This is a genomic window from Amycolatopsis sp. NPDC051758 (genome assembly GCF_044453095.1).
In the GTDB taxonomy this organism is placed as follows: Bacteria; Actinomycetota; Actinomycetes; order Mycobacteriales; family Pseudonocardiaceae; genus Amycolatopsis.
Genome location: NZ_JBITCJ010000005.1, coordinates 46,491 through 63,161, shown reverse-complemented (window position 1 = coordinate 63,161; position 16,671 = coordinate 46,491). Strand labels below are relative to the sequence as shown.

Below are 16,671 nucleotides of genomic sequence, written 5' to 3'. Positions count from 1 at the left end.
GCTCCTCAAGGGGAATGGGCGGTCAGGCGGCGAGGTCGTCCTGCTCCGGCCGGACGAGCCGGACCGGTCCGTCGGCGGGGGCGCCGGCGCCGTCCGGGTCGCGTTCCGCGCCGGCGGCCAGCGTGGTGTACCGCTCGGGCCGGCGCGCCTTCAGCCAGGTGGCGTAGCCGGCGCCGAAGACGGCCGCGACGAGCAGCACCCACGGCAGCTGCGCCACGATCGGGTTGGTGCTCCCGGTCAGCAGCGAGAAGTTGCCGACCAGCAGCACGGCCGACACCGCGAGGCCGGCGAAGCCCAGCCCGGGCGCGAGAAACGTCCGCCACCAGTGCCGCCCCGAACGCCGGGCGAAGAACCCGATCACCGACACCGCGGCCGCGGCCTGGATGACGATGATGCCGAGCGTGCCGAGGCCGATCATGGTGGTGGAGAGGCCGAGGTACGGGTCGGCGCCGGCGAGCGCGAAGATCGCGACGACCAGCACGCAGAAGGCGGTCTGCGTCAGGCTCGCCTTGTGCGGCGAACCCGACTTCGTCCGGGCCGCGCCGAGGAACCGGGGCAGCACGCGCTCACGGCCGAGCACGAACAGGTAGCGGTTCGCCGCGCCGTGCATGGCGAGCATGCCGGCGAACAGGCTGGTGACGAGCAGCAGCTGCATGATCCCGGTGATGGCGGTGCCGAGGTAGTCGTCGCTCAGGTTGAAGAACAGCATGCCCTGCTGCTCCCCGGCGGCGGCCTGCAGCCGGTCCGGGCCGACCGCGCCGACGCCGACCCAGCTGCTCAGCGCGTAGAACACCGAGACGAGCACAACGGAGATGTAGGTCGCCCGCGGCACGCTCTTCTTGGGGTTGCGGGCTTCCTCGCCGTACAGCGCCGCGGATTCGAAGCCGATGTAGGAGATGAAGGCGAACATCAGCGAAACACCCACGGCCGTGCCGAAGACCGCGCCCGGGGAGAAGGAGACACCGGGGAACGAGGCGAAGCCGTGACGCGCGATGACGGCGCCGTCGAGCAGCACGAGGATGCCGACCTCGGCGAGCATCAGCACGGCGAGGACGCGGACACTCAGGTCGATCGCGCGGTAGCCCAGCAGCCCCATGGCGAGCAGCCCCACCCCGGCCCACACCGGCCACGGCAGGTCGAGCCCGAACGCCTGCCCGGCGAGCTGCGCGAAGTAGGCGAACGCGCCGGCCAGCCCCACCGTGGCGGCGTTGTACGCGATCACCGCGACCAGGCCGCCACCGACGGCCGCGCGCTTGCCGAGCCCCGCGCCGATGTAGGTGTAGAAGCCCCCCGTGTCGACGATCCGGCGGCTCATCGCGGCGTAGCCGACGGAGAAGCACAGCAGGGTCAGGCCGGCGAACACGAACATGGCGGGGAAACCGGCACCGTTGCCGATGGCGAAGGCCAGCGGCACCGTCCCGACCATCGACGCCATCGGCGCCGCCGCGGCGACGACGAGGAAGACGATCTTCGGGGTGCTCAAGGTGCCGCGCAGCCGGGTTTCCGGGGACGAAGGAGACTGATTCATGGCTACCTGCAGCTCTCGTTGCTCTTTGCGGAAGTGCTGTCCAGGGTGGCGCACCGCCCTGCCCGACGACGTCTTCGTTGCTGCGACGAAACAACTTTCCGCTCACCAGGAATCATGTGCAAAACCACCGGAGCAGCATATGAGAAACGCATACCGGACGTATGCAAAATGGGTTCTGCTAACATCGGGCGCATGCGAAAAATCATCGTTCAGCAATGGGCCACTGTGGACAACATCGTCGCCGAGGAGGACGGCGGCCTGAGCTTCGTGTCCGGCGAGCCGTTCGACGACAACACCACGAGCCCGTTCCAGGACAGCGTGATGGCGTTCATCGACTCGGTCGACACGATGATCCTCGGCGCCAACACCTACAACATGTCCGTCGGGTACTGGCCGACCGCCGAAGACCAGGGTGTCTACGGCAAGAAGGTCAACGCCCTCACCAAGTTCGTCGCTTCGACGACGCTCGAAGAGGCCCCGTGGGGCGAGGACTGGCCGGCCGCCACGGTGACCGCCGACCCGGTCGCCACGATCAAGGACCTCAAGAAGAAGAAGGGCAAGGACATCTGGGTGTGGGGCAGCCTCACCCTGGTGCGCTCGCTCTTCGAGGCGGGTGTCGTCGACGAGGTCCAGATGCGGGTCTGCCCGGCCACCCGTGGCAAGGGAACGCGCTTCTTCGAAAGCAGCGAGAACCTCGAGGTGCTCGAAGCCACTTCGTTCGAAACCGGCGTGGTCCTGTTGCGCTATGCGGTCAAGAAGTAAGCAAAAAGCCCGAACCACCAAAAGAACGGACGCCGGTGCCGCCGAGAGAGGCAGCACCGACGTCCGTTTCCTTTTGGCTAGCGGCCACCCAGCGAGGCGACGAACGTCCGCAGGTCGCCGACGTACAGCTCCGGCTGCTCCAGCGCGGCGAAGTGCCCGCCCTGGTCGAACTCCGACCAGTGGGTGATGGTGGCGTAGTCGCGGTCGGCGAACTTCCGGATCGGCAGCCCCGGGTCCTGCCCGAAGACCCCGACGCCGATCGGGACGGTGACCGGCGCCGGCGCCACCCCCGGGGTGAAGATCGCGCCGAGGTGCGCCGCGGACTCGTAGTAGAACTGCGCCGACGACGTCGCGGTCCCGGTCAGCCAGTAGAGGGTGGCGTTGGTCAGCAGGCGGTCCCGGCCGACCTCCTCCTCCGGCGTCTTGACGGCCTTGTTCCAGTCGTGGAACTTCTCGACGATCCAGGCGAGCTGCCCCACCGGCGAGTCCGTGAGGCCGTACCCGACGGTGAGCGGCCGAGTGGTCTGGACCTTCATGTAGCCGGACAGCTCCGCGTCGAACCGGCCCAGCTCGGCCAGCCGGCCGAAGTCCGACTCGTCCAGCTGCCCCATCTCGGCCGGGTCACCCGACGGCACGGTCAGCAGCATCGACACGTACGCACCCTGCACGTGCTCGGGCGCGATGTGGGCGAGCTCGAGGGAGATGATCGAACCCCAGTCGCCGCCCGCGGTGACGTAGGTGTCGTAGTCGAGCTGCCGCATCAGCTCCGCCCACGCCGCGGCGACGCGCTTGACGTCCCAGCCGGGCTCGGTGACCGGACCGGAGAAGCCGTGCCCGGGGATGGACGGGATGACCAGGTGGAACGCCTGGGCGGGGTCGAGGCCGTGCGCGCGGGGGTCGGTGAGCGGGCCGATGACGTCGAGGAACTCGACGATCGAACCGGGCCAGCCGTGGGTGAGCAGCAGCGGCGTCGCGCCCGGCTCCGCCGAGGTGACGTGCAGGAAGTGGACGTCGGTGCCGTCGATCTCCGTGATGAACTGCGGGTACTGGTTCAGCTCCCGCTCCGCCGCCCGCCAGTCGTAGGTGGACTGCCAGTACGTGGCGAGCTCACGGAGGTAGTCGGCGGGGACACCGCGCTCCCAGCCCGGGACCGACACCGCGGTCGGCCACCGGGTCGAGGCGATTCGCGCGCGGAGGTCCGCGAGCTCGGAATCGGGGATTTCGATCCGATAGGGACGCATCGAGGTCAACCTTTCCTCGGCCGGGGGTGGGCAGGGGTCCGCGCGTGGCCCGGAACCCCAGGCACATCGTGGTCACGGCCGGGGCGCACCCGCGTCTTCACGGTTGCTCGGCTTCCGGCGCCGCGAACCGCGGCGCAAGGAAAGAGACGATCGAGCCCGGTGCTTCCAGGATCGTCGAGGCCGACGCGCGTGAGTCACGCTGCGACTGATTGGAGGGCGTCGTGTCAGGAAACGCCATTGTGTCGGCGGACGAGCTCCGGAAGCGGGCCGAAGACCTGGTGCCGCTGATCGAGTCGAAAGCCCCGTTGTCGGAGCAGAACCGCTCCTTGGACGGCGAGGTGGTCGAGGCGCTCGCCGAGGCCGGCCTGTTCGACATGCGCCGGCCGGAACGGTACGGCGGCCACGAGGTGAGTGCGCGCGAGATGGGCGAGATCCTGTCGGTCATCTCGTCGGCCGACGCCTCGGCGGGGTGGAACACCGCCGTGTGGGCGATCGGTGACTGGATGGCCGCGGCGTTCCCCGACCACGTGCAGGACGAGGTGTTCGCCACGCCCGCCGCCCGGATCTGCGTGGCGCTGAGCCCGACCGCGGTCGCGACCGAGGCCGAGGGCGGCCTGGTCGTCAACGGGCGCTGGCACTTCGTCAGCGGCGCGCGGCACAGCCACTGGCAGGCCATCATGGCGATGGCCCCGGCCCCGGACGGCAGCCAGTGGCCGGTGGCCGCGCTGGTGCCGATGTCGGACCTGAAGATCGACGACGACTGGAACACCTCGGGCTTCGCCGGCACCGGCAGTGTCAACACGGTGGCCGAGAACCTGTTCGTCCCGCTCGAGCGCACCCTGCCGATGGCGCTGGTGCTCCAGGAGCAGTTCGCGTCCGAGCTCAACGCCGCCTCCCCGGTGTTCCGCACCCCGATGATCCCGACCGGCGCGGCGGGGTTCATCGGCGTGGCGATCGGGATGGGCCGCGCGGCGCTGGCCGAGTTCCGCCAGAGCCTGCCGGGCCGGCCGATCGCATTCACCGACTACACCCTCCAGAGCGCGGCTCCGGTCACGCACTTCGAGATCGCCGAGGCGGCCTTGAAGCTCGAGGAAGCGGAGTACTACGCCTGGAAGATGGCCACCGTCCTCGACGAGAAGGGCACCGCGGGCGAAGCCTGGACGCTCGAGGAGCGGATGCACAACCGCGGCCGGCTCGGCCGCCTCGTGCGGCTGGTCGCGGAGGCCGTCGACGTGCTGGCGTCCGCGAGCGGGGGCTCGTCGATCAAGCTGTCCAAGCCGATCCAGCGGATCCGGCGCGACATGCAGGCGTTCAGCCTGCACGGCCTGATGCACCCGAACACCAACTTCGAGCTGTACGGCCGTTCTCTGTGCGGGCTCGAGCCGAACACGCAGTACATCTGAGTGCGAGCCCGAACGGAGGCACCCATGACCGAGCTGCCCGACGACGCCGTCTACCGCCACCTCGTCAAGACCGTGAGCGTGCTGGCGACGTCGGCGGGTGACTCCGCCGGCCGGGTGGTCCCCGCCTGCCCGGGGTGGACCGTCCGCGACCTCCTGGCCCACCTGGTGGAGATCGCCGCGCTCGTCACGCGTCGCAAGGGGGCCGAACCGGACGCCGCCGCGGAGGCGGCCGCCGTGGCGGGTCCGCTGGATGTGGTGCTCGACTCGTGGTCGGTGCTCGGTGAGCAGGTGGCGTCCCTCATCGGGGCGGGCGGCGGCCGGCTCATGATCATGGACGCGCTCAGCCACGAGCTCGACCTGCACCGGGCCCTCGGCACCGCGCCCGAGCCGGGGCACCCGGCGTTCCTGCGCTCGCTCGACGTGGTCGTGCGCGGGATGGGCGGGTACCTCGGCGAGCACGGCGCCCCGGCGCTCGAGGTGGTCGCCGCAGGACAGCGGTGGACGCTGGGGGACGGCGCGCCGGCCGCGGTGGTGACCGGCGCCGACTACGACGTCCTGCGCTCGTTCACCGGCCGCCGCACGACCGGCCAGATCCGGGCGCTGGAGTGGAGTGCCGACCCCGGGCCGTGGCTCCCGGCGTTCACCTGGGCAGCCTTCACCCCGCCGGCGACGGCGGCCGAGCCGATGGTCGCCGACGGTGGCCTGCGGTGGGCGTGGCGGTAGCGCAAGATCCGCACGAAGCCGGCGACGGAGCGATCCGTCGCCGGCTTTTTGTGGTCCGGGCGAGCCGGCGGAAACGACCGTCAGGCCGCTTTTCCCGGCGCTGTGAGCGCTTCGCCGTCCCCCTTGCGGGGGAACGTGCTGTGGCCGCTGTGGACGGCCACGTACCGCACGGCGCCGTCCAGGAGCACCTCGACGTCCGTCGGCTCACCCTCGGCGAACGGCCCGCCACAGGCGGCGCAGGTCCGCTGCCGTTCGGCGGCGCTCACGGCTCCTCCGTCCCGGCCGCTCGCCGGACAGGATTTCGCGCGGGGTCAGGACGTTCGGTCATCGCACACCTCGGAGGCTTCGCGCTGCTGGGGTTTTCCTTACTGTCAAGCTCACCGCACGAAGTGGCCGTGCCGCTTCTCGTGCCCTGCGCCGGGTGCGGGCCGGCCGCGTTGGGCAAGTTCGGAGATGCCCGGCGGTGCCGCCGCCCAGCAGACTTGAGGTCAGATCGTTCGGGGGGAGACTTCGGCCTCCGACCGTCCATCGGCGGGCCGTCGCGCGCACGTCCGGACCCGCTCCCCCGCTCTTCGGTGTGCGCCTGTTGGGAGGCCAGCGGATGGCTATGCGCCTCCAGCTCGTCGCGGGACTCGAGGTGCTGGAACAGTGGTCGGCCACGGCCACCCAGGCCGAGCGGAACATCGTCTACGAGGCGATGTTCGCGATCGGCGACGGTTCGGCATTCCTCATTTACGACGTATTCGGCGATCCCGAGAACATCCAGAATTTCACGATTCTGGTGAAAGCCGATCTCACGGTCAAGGTCTGCATCAACCGCGGTGAGTCGTTCGAACTCCTCTACGTCGGCACGCTCGACGACGAGGCGGCCCACCCGGATGTGTCGGCACTCTCCGTCGAGGTCGAAGCCGACGTCGACGAGCTCTGAGCCGTTTGCGCGCGGGCGATGACCCGTTCGCGCGCGAACGCGCGCCGGATGTCGTAATAATTTGCGCAACAGTTCGTCCGTCTGGGTCAAACGCCCGACGCGATCATGTGTTAGTCATCTTGCGTCGCCTCTCCCGCTCTGGAATCCTCAGCCTAGTTGGCTGAACACTGGGGATCCCGGGGGAAAAACGAGGAGGCCACGCAAATGTCATCACCGGAATTCGCCGGGCTGGATGTATCCGGCCGCGTGCGCGCGAAAGACATCCAAATGGCGGGCGTCGCCGACGTCCGGCGGAGGGTGCTGATGATTTCCGGCGCCATCGACACCACCGACCACGACGTTTCGGTGACGGTGAACCTGCCGGAGCCGGGGCGCTGGCAGATCATCAAGTCCGAGACGAACCTGACCGACCAGACCTGGGTCGCGATGCAGGTCGTGATGGACGACGAGTCGACCTTCGTGAACGACCCGGAAACCCTGGTGATGTCACGGCAGTTCACCAAGTCGTTCATGACCCCGGACCAGCGCCGCCTGACCTTCTACGGTGGTGAGGTGCGGCCCGGCGAGGCGGTCCTCAAGGTGTACGAAATGGAGACGAGCGCGCGGAAGCCCGCCTACTCGTACTCGCGCTACAGCCCCGTCGCCACCGACACCCTCGAGCAGTCCGAGCAGACGCTCGAAGAGCTCGTGACGAACGGCATGGCCCGGCGGCCGATGGTGGAGATCGTCGTCCCCGTCACCGTGATCGGATGACCTCCGCGCCCGCCGGCGCCCCGGGGACCTTGACGAGCACGTCGTTCGTCCCGGAGCCGCACCTGCTCGATTCACCCCGCGGCCGGGACTGGCCGCGGTTGCCGGCCACCCCCGTGCCCCTGCGGGACGAGCTGCCGGCCCGCGCCGACGTCGTCGTCGTGGGAGCGGGCCCCGCCGGGCTCGCGGTCACGTCGGCGCTGTGGCACCACGGGGTGCGCGACGTCGTCGTCCTGGACCGGGGCGGGCGGGCGTGCGGGCGGTTCTTCGGCCGGATCGACCTGCTCGGCCAGCGGGTGCTGCGGTCGCCGTACGAACACCACCCCGGGGTGGAGGGGTACCGCGACTGCGAGCTGCTGGACTTCGCGCGGCTGCACTGGGGGCGGCTGACGCCGACCGAACGGCGCGAAGTGCGGATGTCGCAGGCCGGCCACCGCTCGGTTGTGCCGGTGGACGTCTTCGAGGCCTACTGCGAGCACCTCGTCGCCACGCACGGAGTCGCGGAGAAGACCTGGCGGGCCACCGCCGGGCAGGTGCGCCCGGGGGCCGACGAGGTCGTCGTGCACACCGACCGGGGCAGTGTCACCGCCCGCCACGTCGTGCTGTGCCCCGGCGAGGAACGCCGGGAGGCGCCGGAATCCTGGTGGGGCGGCGGCGCCGCGCCACCCGGGGTGACGTACTGGGACGAGCGGCTGCCGGCGGGCATCGGCGGCCGCCAGGTGGTCGTCGGCGCCGGGCTGAGCTCGGCCCACCTCATCACCGCGGCGCTCGAGGCCGGGCGTGAAGTGCACTGGGTGGTCCGCGCGACCGGCGAGCACTACCAGTGCGCCGACGTGAACTCGAAGTTCTTCCGGCCGGAGGGCCGCGCCCGGATCGGCGGGGTCCGGTGGGCCGACCGGCTCCGGCTCTTCGCCGAGTACCGGCGGGCGTCGGTCATGTTCGAGTTCCGGCCGGCGCTGCAGCGGGCCGAGGCCGAAGGACGCCTGGTCGTGCACCGCGGCGAGACGATCACCGGGCTTTCGGCCGGGATGGGCGGGACGGCGGTGCTGCGGCTCGCCGGCGGCCGCCGGGTGAGCGGTGACCACGCCGTGCTCGCGCTGGGCACCACACCGGAGACCGGCCGCGGGCTGCTGCCGGCGTTCGCCGTCGGCGAGCGCGACGGCTGGCCCGACCTGGACGAGCGCACTCTCGCCTACACGCACGCCCCGCGGGTGTCGGTGGTCGGCGCGGCGGCCGGGATGGTCCTCGGACCCGCGGCCCGCAACATCGACGGCCACCGGGTCGCCACGGCACGGGTAGCCGACGCGGTCGCCCGCAGCCTGCGCCACGACGGCGCGGCGGTGGACGCGCGGCACCTGAACAAGGTGGGCGCCGGTGTCTGACCCACACCTCGCCCGTTTCACCCGCTCGGCAGCAGGGCTGGGGCAGGGACCGGACAACCACTCCGGCCTGCCTGGGCTCGCCTCCGGCCGACCGGAGGCGCCGATGCCCGGCCTTGCCTCGCCCGGCCCCGAGCGCCCCAAGGCGGCCTTGGTTGCGTCAGACGCACCGAAGGCCGCCTTGGGTGCGTCTCACGCACCGAAGGCCACATTGGGGCGCTCGGGCCGGGACCCCGTAGCGACCTCGCGGAGGTGACGACCGATGCCTGACTCGCGCTTCGACCTGCCCGACCTCGACTCCTCGGCCGAGGAGGAAGCCGGCGTCATCCTGCTCGGCCTGGACCCGGACCGGCTGCTCGCCGGTCTGGGGTTTGCCGGGCTGGCCGATGATCCGGCCCTGGTCACCCAGGCGGTCGACCGGGCGCGCCACGGCGTGTTCAGCACCGGGCACGCCGAGCTGGTCACCAGTGGGGCGAAGCAGTGGCGGCGGCTGCGGCCGGCCGTCGAAGCCGTGCCCGGGAAGACGCCCTCCGGCGGGATGCGCCGGGAGTGGCGGGACACCGCCGACCGGGTCGCCCTGGCCGTCTCCGGTGCGGGTCCGGCGTTGCGGAGCTACCTGACCGCCTGCTGGATCCGTCGTGACGAAATCGAGCGGCTCTGCGATCGAGAGGAACTCCACGATGTCGTACCTGAAGTCCCTGCCGGCTGAAACGACGCTGCTGCAGGTCTTCCGGGCCCACCCCGAGCCGGCCAAGCACCTCTTGGCCTTCCACGAGACGCTGTTGCGCGGGGATTCGCCGTTCACCACCGGGGAACGCGAAATGATCGCCGCCTACGTCTCGGGGCTGAACAGCTGCGACTACTGCCACGGCATCCACACGGTGACCGCGGAGGCCTTCGGGGTGCCGGCCGGGCTGCTCGAGGCGGCGGTCGCCGACCTGGACAACGCTCCGGTGTCCGACAAGCTCAAGCCGGTGCTGGCCTACGTCGGCAAGCTGACCCGGACGCCGTCGCGGATGACCGAAGCCGATGCCGAGGCCGTGTTCGCGGCGGGCTGGGACGAGAACGCGCTGCACGACGCCGTGCTCGTCTGCGCGCTGTTCAACTTCATGAACCGGATGGTCGAAGGCATCGGCATCAAGGCGGACGCCGCCTACGCCACGGAGTCCGGCGAGCGGCTCGCGGAGGTCGGTTACGCCGGTCTGGCGAAGTTCCTCGACGAATAACCCACAGTCCTTTGTGGACACGTAGCCGCACGCGCCAAGAAACCCGCCGGCACCGCGCCGGCGGGTTTCCGGCCGGCGTCAGCCCTTGATCGGGCTGCTCTGGTGCGAGATCAGGCTCAGCTCACCGGTCGCCCGGCGAGCGATCACCCAGACCGCGCGGATCTGGTTCTCCGGAGCGGATTCCGACTCCCCCGGGCGGATGATCCCGCCCTCGGTCACGACGATCGCGACGTCCGGGGTCAGGAACTTGACCTCCAGCGGCCAGCCGCGGACGTGCGCGCCCTTGAGCACGCCCACGAAGGACGCCCGCAGGTAACCCCGGATCTCCTCCCGGCTGACCAGCTGGTTGTCCTGCAGCAGGAGGCTGCCGTTCTCCGCGAAGACGTCCGCGAAGGCGTCCGCGTCGTTTTGCAGCCAGGCGTCCTGGATGCGCTGCGGCACGGTCAGTGCGGCCTTCTCGTCGTCGCTGACGAACTCGCGGTAGAACGACGTGTCCTCTTCGACGCCGTGCGCCGCGAGGATTTCCGTGGCATTGCCCCACGAATTGTCCGACACAGTGATCTCCTGTCTGGTCACCAGCGCAAGGTCGCGCCGGCGCCGCGGGGGCTGTTCTGGTAGACGGCGAGCTGCCATTCGTTGTCCCGCTTGACGACGACCCAGGTCGAGCGGACGGCCAGCTCCTCGTCGATCTCCGTCTCGCCCGGCGCGAGGATGCCGCCGTGCGTGCGCAGCAGCGCCACGGTGTCGGAGACGAACCGGACGTCGACCGGGCGGCCGGTGACACCGGTACCCTTGAACGGACCGGCGTACGCGGCGGTCATGAACGAGCCGACCGCGTCGCGGCCCTTCTTCAGCACGTCACCGGGCAGGATCAGGATCCCGTCCTCGGTGAAGCACTTGGCCACGCCGTAACCGTCGTTCTTCGTCCACGCCGCGATCAGCCGCAGCGGAACGTCGAGAGCTTCCTTTTCCCGTTCCGAGGTGAACCCACCGTAGTAGGCGTCCAACTTGGCCTGCTCCTCGGCGGAAGTGGTTCCGGACACTGTGCATCTCCTTCGCTAAGTCGGCCGACCACGGGTGTCATACGATCAGCGCATACGCGAAAATGGTCGCAGGAACGGCGCGCCGGGAACGTCTTCTCCGTTGCCGACGGCGCATTTCCGGGCCGGGCCCCGCGCAGTCGAGGAGACGCTGCGGTACCCCCGTTCGCGGCATCCTGACACGGACAGCGGGAGTCCGTAGCGGCACCCGGAAGCCAGCCCCGGAGAGTCAGTCAGGAGAGCCGGATGTCCGAGAAGGCATCGTCCCTCGTCGCGGGGGCCAAGCAGTGGGCCACGTACTACGGGAAGTTCACCCAGGGTGACGAGAGCGTGGCCTTGACCGCGCCCCTGCGCGCCCGCGCCGCGTGGGACGCCAACGACGCCGACGCGTTCGCTGACACGTTCACCGAGAACGGCAGCATCCTCGTCGACGACGAGCAGATCAACGGCCGCGAAGCCATCCGCGAGTACTTCGCCCGCGCGTTCGGCGAAGGCGGCCCGCTGGCCGGCACGCGGCTGCACACCGAGCCGATCGAGATCAAGCTGCTGGAGCCGGGTGTGGCCGTGGTGCTCACCGACGGCGGTGTCCTGTACGGCGCCGAGACGGCCGTGCCCGAGGAGCAGGTCGTCCGCGGCAGCTGGGTCACCACCCGGGTCGGCGAGGAATGGCTGCTCGTTTCGCAGCAGACGAGCCCGGTCAAGGGCTGAGCGGAGGCGAGATGACGACGACCGAACGCGCGGGGGTCACGACCTTCCGCGGACACCCGGTGACCCTGGTGGGCCCGGAGATCGCCGTGGGCGACCAGGCGCCGGACTTCACCGTGCTGGCCGGCGACATGTCGCCGGTGCAGTTCTCCACCTTGACGGGCACGCGGGTGATCTCGGTCGTGCCGTCGCTCGAGACGCCGGTCTGCGACACGCAGACGCGCCGCTTCAACGAGGCCGTCACCGAGCTCGGCGAGACCTCGGTGCTGACGATCTCGGTCGACCTGCCGTTCACGCAGGCCCGCTGGTGCGGCGCGGCCGGCGTCACCGGGGTCCGCGTGCTGTCGGACTACCGCGACGTCGCGTTCGGCCAGGCGTTCGGCGTGCTCATCAAGGAGTTCCGCCTGCTGGCCCGCGCGGTCTTCGTGGTGGACGCGAACGGCGCGGTGGTCCACGCCGAGTACGTCCCGGCGATCGAGCAGGAGCCCGACTACGACGCGGCCGTCGCGGCCGCCAAGGAGGCGGAACGGGCGCGCTCGGATCGCGCTGCCTGAACCGCGGGAACAGGGGCCGCCGCCCGGCGTGATCCGCCGGCGGCGGCCCTTCTGCTGCCCCGGCGGGCTTCCGCTCGCAAAGCCCTGAAGGGCGCCCTGATGGACTCAAAAGCCATGAGGGCGCCCTTCGTGGCAAACAAAAGAGGCCGTGAACGAGTCGTTCACGGCCTCTTCGGTGTGCCGGGAGTCAGGGCAGGCCTGAACGCCGCCAGGCCGCCGGCGCCCCGGCCCAGCCGTGCGGACGGCCCCACGACGACCGGCGGGGTTCCGCCGCGGGGCGGCGGGTGCGCAGGGCGGCGTGCACGATGATCAGCGCGGCCAGCTCGAAGTCGTCCGGGTCACCGCGCACCACCCTCAGCTCGTCCATCGCACTTCTCCTAGATGGGCTGGTTCCCGTGCTTGCGCGCCGGGCCCGGCTTCCGCTTGTCCGCCAGCATGGCCAGGCCCCTGGCGAGCGCCGCGCGGGTCTCGGCCGGGTCGATGATGTCGTCGACCAGCCCGCGTTCGGCGGCGTAGCTCGGGTTCAGGTACTCGCGGGTGTAGTCGTCGGTGAGCTTCGCGCGGAGGGCCTCCGGGTCGTCGGCCGCCGCCAGCTCCCGCCGGTGCAGGATGTTCACCGCGCCTTCCGCGCCCAGCACGGCGATCTGGTTCGTCGGCCAGGCCAGCGACAGGTCGCAGCCGATCGATCGCGAGTCCATCACGATGTACGCGCCGCCGTAGGCCTTGCGCACGATCACCTGGATCCGCGGCACGGTCGCCTCGCAGTAGGCGTGCAGCAGCTGCGCGCCCTGCCGGATGATCCCGCCGCGCTCCTGCTCGACCCCCGGCAGGAAGCCGGGCACGTCGACGAAGCTGACCAGCGGAATGCTGAAGGCGTCGCAGAAGCGCACGAACCGCGCGGCCTTCTGCGACGCGGGACCGTCGAGGACACCGGCGAACACCGCCGGCTGGTTGCCGACGAAGCCGACGACCCGCCCGTCGATCCGGGCGAGCGCGCACAGCACGTTGCGGGCCCAGCCTTCGTGCAGCTCGAAGAACTCCCCGTCGTCGGCGACCTCGGTGAACACCTCGCGCATGTCGTAGGGCTGGTTGTGCTGGACCGGGACGATCTCGGCCAGCCGCGGCCGGTAGTCGTCGGTCGCCCCGGTTTCCGCGACGCCCGGCGGGACGTCGAGGTAGTTCGACGGCAGCAGCGAGACGAGGTACCGGACGTCGGCCAGGCAGCTCTCCTCGTCGTCGTGCACCACCGTGGCCACACCGGACATCGAGCCGTGCACGTCCGCGCCGCCGAGCTCGTCGTGGGTCACCCGGCGGCCGGTCACCGACTCGACGACGTCCGGCCCGGTCAGGTACATCCGCGCGGTGTCCCGCACCATGAACACGAAGTCCGCCAGTGCCGGGGAATACGCGGCGCCGCCGGCGCACGGCCCGAGGATCACGCTGATCTGCGGGATGACCCCGGAGGCGTCGACCTGCCGGCGGAAGATCCCGCCGTAACCGTCGAGCGCGAGCACACCCTCCTGGATGCGCGCGCCCCCGCTGTCGTTGAGCCCGATCACCGGGGCGCCGTTCGCGACCGCGAGGTCGAGCACCTTGTGGATCTTCTTCGCGTGCGCTTCCCCGAGCGAACCGCCGAAGACGGTGAAGTCCTGGGCGTAGACGAACACCCGGCGGCCGTCGATCGTGCCCGAGCCCGCGACGACACCGTCGGTGTAGGGCCGGTTGCCGGTGAGCCCCGGGCCGCTCGCCCGGTGCCGGCGGTACGGCTCGACCTCGACGAACGAGTCCTCGTCCAGCAACAGGTCGAGCCGTTCGCGGGCGGTCAGCTTGCCCAGCGAGTGCTGGCGCCGGACCGCCTCGAGCTTGCCCTCGACGATGTGGGCGCGCAGCTCTTCGCGCTGCTGGCGCAGGAGCGGCATCTCCGCCGGCTCCGGCGCCACCGGCTCGGCCGTCCTGGCCAGGGCGATCACCTGGGCGTCGCCGTCGTCCACGCGGGCGAACCGGCGACGGCCCGGGTGCAGCGCTTCCGGAACCGGCACCACTTCGGTGTCGTCGGCGCGTTGCGCCCCGGACTCGTGCCGACCGCTCACGCGGCGTCTCGCATCCGGGATCCGGCGCCGGCGGCGTTGTCCCGCTCGATCTCGGCGACGATGTCCGACCACACGATGCCGCGGCCGAGCCGGGGCATCGGCCGGACCGGCCATTCGGCGGGTGCGTCCAGCGCCGCGGCGGCGGGTGCCGGTGCGGCGGCGATGCGGGTGGGTTCGGTGGCGTCGCTGGCGGTCATGACAGGGCCTCCTCGATCTCTGCGGCCCCGGGCGCGCCGGGACCGGCGTCCGAATTGGACGCAGTGAACGCAGTGGCCGGCCCGGCCGCGATGCCGGCCTGCCGGTCGGTCAGCCGCCCGGTCGTGTGCAACCAGGCCACCGTGTCGTGCACCGTTTCGAGCGCCGGGCGCGCCGGGACGTCCGCGCGCGGCGCGGCGTCGTCGACGGGCACGGCGGTGGCGCAGACGTAGATCGCGCCGTATTCGGCCGGGATGTGCCACGGCCAGACGTGCTGCAGGAGGTCCGCGCCCCGGCCGACCGGGTACATCGACCGCGGCGGCAGGAACACCGCGGGCAGCCGCCGCCCGGTCGCGGCGCGGACCGTCGCGAGGTATTCGCGGGTGGCCAGGAAGTGTCCCGGCCCGAAGTAGGCGCCGCCGGCCGGCTCCGGCGTCCCGCCGAGCAGCCGCGCGTGCAGGTCCGCCGAGTCGCGGACGTCGCCGATCGGCAGCCCGCGGGACGGCCAGATCGGCATCAGCCCGCGCAGCAGGTCCCGCAGTCGCGCGTTCTGGTCGCCCAGGTGCGGGTCGTGCGGGCCGAGCAGCGCCGGCGGGTAGGTGATGGTGACCGGCGCGCCGGCGTCGCGGTGCCCGCGGGCGATCCGCTCGGCGGCGGCCTTCGACGCGAGGTAGGCCTCCCGCGGTTCGCCGACCGGGCTGGCCGGGCCGATCGACGGCTCCCGCGTCGGGTAGAGCGCCCCGACGGTGGAGACGTGCACGATCCGCCCGGTGCCCGCCCGGCGCGCGGCGTCGAGGACGACCTCGGTGCCGTGGACGTTCACCCGCGCCAGCTCGGCGCGGCGGCGGCTGTCGAAGGTGTAGACGCCCGCCGCGTGCAGCAGCGCGTCCGCCCCGGCGACCAGCCGCCCGGCCGCCTCGGGCGCCGTGACGTCCCCGGCGACGACGTCCACAGTGGACGGATCGGCACCGAGCGGCGCGAGCGCATTGGCCACGCGGGCCGGGTCACGGGCGAGCAGGCGCACCCGGTGGCCCTGCCGCAGCAGCGCCACGACGGTGTGCGCACCGAGGAACCCGGTGCCGCCCGTGACCGCGATCAGCATGACCTTTCCCTTCTCAAGCCGCGCGGGCGCGCCCGTCGACTTCGTGGTACTTGCCGCCGTAGAAGACCAGCGCGTCCTCGCCGCTGCCCCGGCTGGTGGCGACCACCCGGCCCAGGAAGATCGAGTGGTCACCGCCGTCGAGCACCTGGGCCAGCTCGCATTCCAGCCAGGCCAGCGTGCCGTCCAGCAACGGCGCCCCGGTCTTGGCGCCCGCCGACCAGCCCACCGCGTCGAACTGGGCCATCCCGTCGGGCCGGCGCCAGTCGGCGAAGTACTTGGACAGGTCCTGCTGCTCGGCGGAGAGGATGTTCACCGCGAACGAGTCCGCGGACACGATGGACGTGTGCATCCGCGCCGCCTTCGCCACGCAGCAGAGCACCAGCGGCGGCTCCAGCGAGACCGAGGAAAACGCGTTCGCGGTCATCCCGTGCGCGTCGTCCCCGCCCGCCGTCAGCACCGTGACGCCGGTCGCGAACTGGGACATCACCTGGCGCAGGCCGGGCTGGGCCGAGAGCCCGCGCCGCGCCGCCGAGGTCGGCAGCCGCTTGAGCACCCCCCGCTCCGGTGGCCGGTCCGGATCGATCGACACGATCAGACCCCCTTGCCGTTGACCGAGCCCGCCGCGTGGTACGGCGCCAGCGCCTCGCGGAGCTGTTCCGGCACCCGCGACGGCACGGTCGCCGTGTTGGGGCCGCGCATGCAGGCGATGCGCTGGCGGCCGCGGGCGACCAGCCGCTCGCCGTCCGGGTGCAGGTGGACGTAGTCGAAGGTGAACTGGATCTGGGTCTGCGTCAGCTCTTCCAGGCGCAGCCGGATGGACAGCTCGTCGAACGCGGTGATCTCGGCGAAGAACTCGCAGTCCACCTTGAGGGTGAACAGCTTGAGGTCGTGCCGGACCTCCTCGAGCACGGCCGGGGCCTTCTCCTTGAGGAACATCTCGCGGCACCGGCCCTGCCAGCGCACGTAGTTCACGTAGTAGACGTTGCCCACCAGGTTGGTCTCTTCGAAGCCGACCGTGTGGCGGATCTCGAAATAGTCGGTCATC

Annotated in this window: 21 protein-coding genes; 10 read left to right on the top strand and 11 right to left on the bottom strand. The window is 71.2% G+C overall.

The genetic code is table 11. The features are described 5' to 3' along the window. Nucleotides 1-22: 22 nt before the first annotated feature. Nucleotides 23-1,528: an APC family permease gene (locus tag ACIA5G_RS23690; protein WP_395926649.1), complete on the bottom strand. Its 1,506-nt coding sequence runs from the start codon at nt 1,526-1,528 to the stop codon at nt 23-25. A gap of 192 nt (nt 1,529-1,720) precedes the next feature. Between ACIA5G_RS23690 and ACIA5G_RS23685 the strand changes: the two genes are divergently transcribed. Further along, nucleotides 1,721-2,290, top strand: a complete 570-nt coding sequence (locus ACIA5G_RS23685) for a dihydrofolate reductase family protein (RefSeq protein ID WP_395926647.1) — start codon at nt 1,721-1,723, stop codon at nt 2,288-2,290. A 77-nt stretch (nt 2,291-2,367) separates the two neighbouring features. On the opposite strand, the gene ACIA5G_RS23680 is transcribed toward ACIA5G_RS23685, so the two are convergent. Next, nucleotides 2,368-3,531 (bottom strand): epoxide hydrolase family protein, encoded by a 1,164-nt coding sequence (locus tag ACIA5G_RS23680; protein WP_395926645.1) that lies wholly within the window; start codon nt 3,529-3,531, stop codon nt 2,368-2,370. A gap of 221 nt (nt 3,532-3,752) precedes the next feature. Here ACIA5G_RS23680 and ACIA5G_RS23675 point away from each other — a divergent pair, with 221 nt between their 5' ends. Both ACIA5G_RS23675 and ACIA5G_RS23670 read left to right on the top strand, forming a co-directional pair. Further along, entirely contained in the window at nt 3,753-4,934 is a 1,182-nt protein-coding gene (locus tag ACIA5G_RS23675; protein WP_395926643.1) for an acyl-CoA dehydrogenase family protein, read from the top strand. Between the two features lie 24 nt (nt 4,935-4,958). Further along, nucleotides 4,959-5,657: a maleylpyruvate isomerase family mycothiol-dependent enzyme gene (locus ACIA5G_RS23670; protein WP_395926640.1), complete on the top strand. Its 699-nt coding sequence runs from the start codon at nt 4,959-4,961 to the stop codon at nt 5,655-5,657. Nucleotides 5,658-5,737: 80 nt separating this feature from the next. On the opposite strand, the gene ACIA5G_RS23665 is transcribed toward ACIA5G_RS23670, so the two are convergent. Continuing rightward, a complete protein-coding gene (locus ACIA5G_RS23665) occupies nt 5,738-5,923 on the bottom strand; it encodes a hypothetical protein (protein WP_395926638.1) in 186 nt (61 codons plus the stop codon). Between the two features lie 341 nt (nt 5,924-6,264). Here ACIA5G_RS23665 and ACIA5G_RS23660 point away from each other — a divergent pair, with 341 nt between their 5' ends. The 5 genes from ACIA5G_RS23660 (at nt 6,265) to ACIA5G_RS23640 (ending at nt 9,940) form a co-directional block, all read left to right on the top strand. Then, complete coding sequence (locus ACIA5G_RS23660) at nt 6,265-6,585, top strand: DUF6235 family protein (RefSeq protein ID WP_395926636.1); 321 nt, start codon at nt 6,265-6,267, stop codon at nt 6,583-6,585. 267 nt (nt 6,586-6,852) lie between these two features. Next, complete coding sequence (locus ACIA5G_RS23655) at nt 6,853-7,338, top strand: DUF6423 family protein (protein WP_395927982.1); 486 nt, start codon at nt 6,853-6,855, stop codon at nt 7,336-7,338. Continuing rightward, nucleotides 7,335-8,717 (top strand): NAD(P)-binding protein, encoded by a 1,383-nt coding sequence (locus tag ACIA5G_RS23650; RefSeq protein WP_395926634.1) that lies wholly within the window; start codon nt 7,335-7,337, stop codon nt 8,715-8,717. Before ACIA5G_RS23655 ends, ACIA5G_RS23650 begins: the two co-directional genes overlap by 4 nt. A gap of 259 nt (nt 8,718-8,976) precedes the next feature. Then, nucleotides 8,977-9,423 (top strand): DUF6187 family protein, encoded by a 447-nt coding sequence (locus ACIA5G_RS23645; RefSeq protein WP_395926632.1) that lies wholly within the window; start codon nt 8,977-8,979, stop codon nt 9,421-9,423. Next, nucleotides 9,395-9,940, top strand: coding sequence for a carboxymuconolactone decarboxylase family protein (locus ACIA5G_RS23640; protein WP_395926630.1), 546 nt, complete (start codon nt 9,395-9,397; stop codon nt 9,938-9,940). The genes ACIA5G_RS23645 and ACIA5G_RS23640 overlap by 29 nt, the downstream gene beginning before the upstream one ends. 78 nt (nt 9,941-10,018) lie before the next feature. On the opposite strand, the gene ACIA5G_RS23635 is transcribed toward ACIA5G_RS23640, so the two are convergent. Together ACIA5G_RS23635 and ACIA5G_RS23630 are read right to left on the bottom strand one after the other, a co-directional pair. Continuing rightward, nucleotides 10,019-10,516 (bottom strand): SgcJ/EcaC family oxidoreductase, encoded by a 498-nt coding sequence (locus ACIA5G_RS23635; RefSeq protein ID WP_395926628.1) that lies wholly within the window; start codon nt 10,514-10,516, stop codon nt 10,019-10,021. Next, on the bottom strand, nt 10,513-10,983 hold the full coding sequence (locus tag ACIA5G_RS23630; protein WP_395926626.1) for an SgcJ/EcaC family oxidoreductase: 471 nt from the start codon (nt 10,981-10,983) through the stop codon (nt 10,513-10,515). The genes ACIA5G_RS23635 and ACIA5G_RS23630 overlap by 4 nt, the downstream gene beginning before the upstream one ends. Nucleotides 10,984-11,226: 243 nt before the next feature. Here ACIA5G_RS23630 and ACIA5G_RS23625 point away from each other — a divergent pair, with 243 nt between their 5' ends. Next, on the top strand, nt 11,227-11,688 hold the full coding sequence (locus ACIA5G_RS23625; RefSeq protein ID WP_395926624.1) for an SgcJ/EcaC family oxidoreductase: 462 nt from the start codon (nt 11,227-11,229) through the stop codon (nt 11,686-11,688). Nucleotides 11,689-11,699: 11 nt separating this feature from the next. Continuing rightward, on the top strand, nt 11,700-12,239 hold the full coding sequence (gene tpx, locus ACIA5G_RS23620) for a thiol peroxidase (protein ID WP_395926622.1): 540 nt from the start codon (nt 11,700-11,702) through the stop codon (nt 12,237-12,239). Between the two features lie 187 nt (nt 12,240-12,426). Here tpx and ACIA5G_RS23615 read toward each other — a convergent pair whose 3' ends face one another. The 6 genes from ACIA5G_RS23615 to ACIA5G_RS23590 are packed head-to-tail and all read right to left on the bottom strand — an operon-like array spanning nt 12,427 to nt 16,670. Next, entirely contained in the window at nt 12,427-12,606 is a 180-nt protein-coding gene (locus ACIA5G_RS23615) for an acyl-CoA carboxylase subunit epsilon (protein ID WP_395926620.1), read from the bottom strand. A gap of 10 nt (nt 12,607-12,616) precedes the next feature. Next, the gene (locus tag ACIA5G_RS23610) at nt 12,617-14,329 is read right to left on the bottom strand and encodes an acyl-CoA carboxylase subunit beta (RefSeq protein WP_395926618.1); all 1,713 of its coding nucleotides are present in this window, start codon (nt 14,327-14,329) and stop codon (nt 12,617-12,619) included. Beyond that, nucleotides 14,326-14,526 (bottom strand): DUF6222 family protein, encoded by a 201-nt coding sequence (locus tag ACIA5G_RS23605; protein ID WP_395926616.1) that lies wholly within the window; start codon nt 14,524-14,526, stop codon nt 14,326-14,328. The genes ACIA5G_RS23610 and ACIA5G_RS23605 overlap by 4 nt, the downstream gene beginning before the upstream one ends. Further along, on the bottom strand, nt 14,523-15,626 hold the full coding sequence (locus ACIA5G_RS23600; protein ID WP_395926614.1) for an SDR family NAD(P)-dependent oxidoreductase: 1,104 nt from the start codon (nt 15,624-15,626) through the stop codon (nt 14,523-14,525). Before ACIA5G_RS23600 ends, ACIA5G_RS23605 begins: the two co-directional genes overlap by 4 nt. A gap of 13 nt (nt 15,627-15,639) precedes the next feature. Continuing rightward, entirely contained in the window at nt 15,640-16,179 is a 540-nt protein-coding gene (locus tag ACIA5G_RS23595) for a flavin reductase family protein (protein ID WP_395927980.1), read from the bottom strand. A gap of 38 nt (nt 16,180-16,217) precedes the next feature. After that, nucleotides 16,218-16,670 (bottom strand): acyl-CoA thioesterase, encoded by a 453-nt coding sequence (locus tag ACIA5G_RS23590; RefSeq protein WP_395926612.1) that lies wholly within the window; start codon nt 16,668-16,670, stop codon nt 16,218-16,220. Nucleotide 16,671 lies beyond the last annotated feature (1 nt).

Excerpts from the sequence above, each read along its gene's own strand:
- ACIA5G_RS23590 (WP_395926612.1), bottom strand. The coding sequence starts at position 16,670 with ATGACCGACTATTTCGAGATCCGCCACACGGTCGGCTTCGAAGAGACC.
- ACIA5G_RS23690 (WP_395926649.1), bottom strand. The coding sequence starts at position 1,528 with ATGAATCAGTCTCCTTCGTCCCCGGAAACCCGGCTGCGCGGCACCTTG.
- ACIA5G_RS23680 (WP_395926645.1), bottom strand. The coding sequence starts at position 3,531 with ATGCGTCCCTATCGGATCGAAATCCCCGATTCCGAGCTCGCGGACCTC.
- ACIA5G_RS23685 (WP_395926647.1), top strand. The coding sequence starts at position 1,721 with ATGCGAAAAATCATCGTTCAGCAATGGGCCACTGTGGACAACATCGTC.
- ACIA5G_RS23615 (WP_395926620.1), bottom strand. The coding sequence starts at position 12,606 with ATGGACGAGCTGAGGGTGGTGCGCGGTGACCCGGACGACTTCGAGCTG.
- ACIA5G_RS23655 (WP_395927982.1), top strand. The coding sequence starts at position 6,853 with ATGGCGGGCGTCGCCGACGTCCGGCGGAGGGTGCTGATGATTTCCGGC.
- tpx (WP_395926622.1), top strand. The coding sequence starts at position 11,700 with ATGACGACGACCGAACGCGCGGGGGTCACGACCTTCCGCGGACACCCG.
- ACIA5G_RS23645 (WP_395926632.1), top strand. The coding sequence starts at position 8,977 with ATGCCTGACTCGCGCTTCGACCTGCCCGACCTCGACTCCTCGGCCGAG.
- ACIA5G_RS23660 (WP_395926636.1), top strand. The coding sequence starts at position 6,265 with ATGCGCCTCCAGCTCGTCGCGGGACTCGAGGTGCTGGAACAGTGGTCG.
- ACIA5G_RS23625 (WP_395926624.1), top strand. The coding sequence starts at position 11,227 with ATGTCCGAGAAGGCATCGTCCCTCGTCGCGGGGGCCAAGCAGTGGGCC.
- ACIA5G_RS23670 (WP_395926640.1), top strand. The coding sequence starts at position 4,959 with ATGACCGAGCTGCCCGACGACGCCGTCTACCGCCACCTCGTCAAGACC.
- ACIA5G_RS23650 (WP_395926634.1), top strand. The coding sequence starts at position 7,335 with ATGACCTCCGCGCCCGCCGGCGCCCCGGGGACCTTGACGAGCACGTCG.
- ACIA5G_RS23605 (WP_395926616.1), bottom strand. The coding sequence starts at position 14,526 with ATGACCGCCAGCGACGCCACCGAACCCACCCGCATCGCCGCCGCACCG.
- ACIA5G_RS23640 (WP_395926630.1), top strand. The coding sequence starts at position 9,395 with ATGTCGTACCTGAAGTCCCTGCCGGCTGAAACGACGCTGCTGCAGGTC.
- ACIA5G_RS23600 (WP_395926614.1), bottom strand. The coding sequence starts at position 15,626 with ATGCTGATCGCGGTCACGGGCGGCACCGGGTTCCTCGGTGCGCACACC.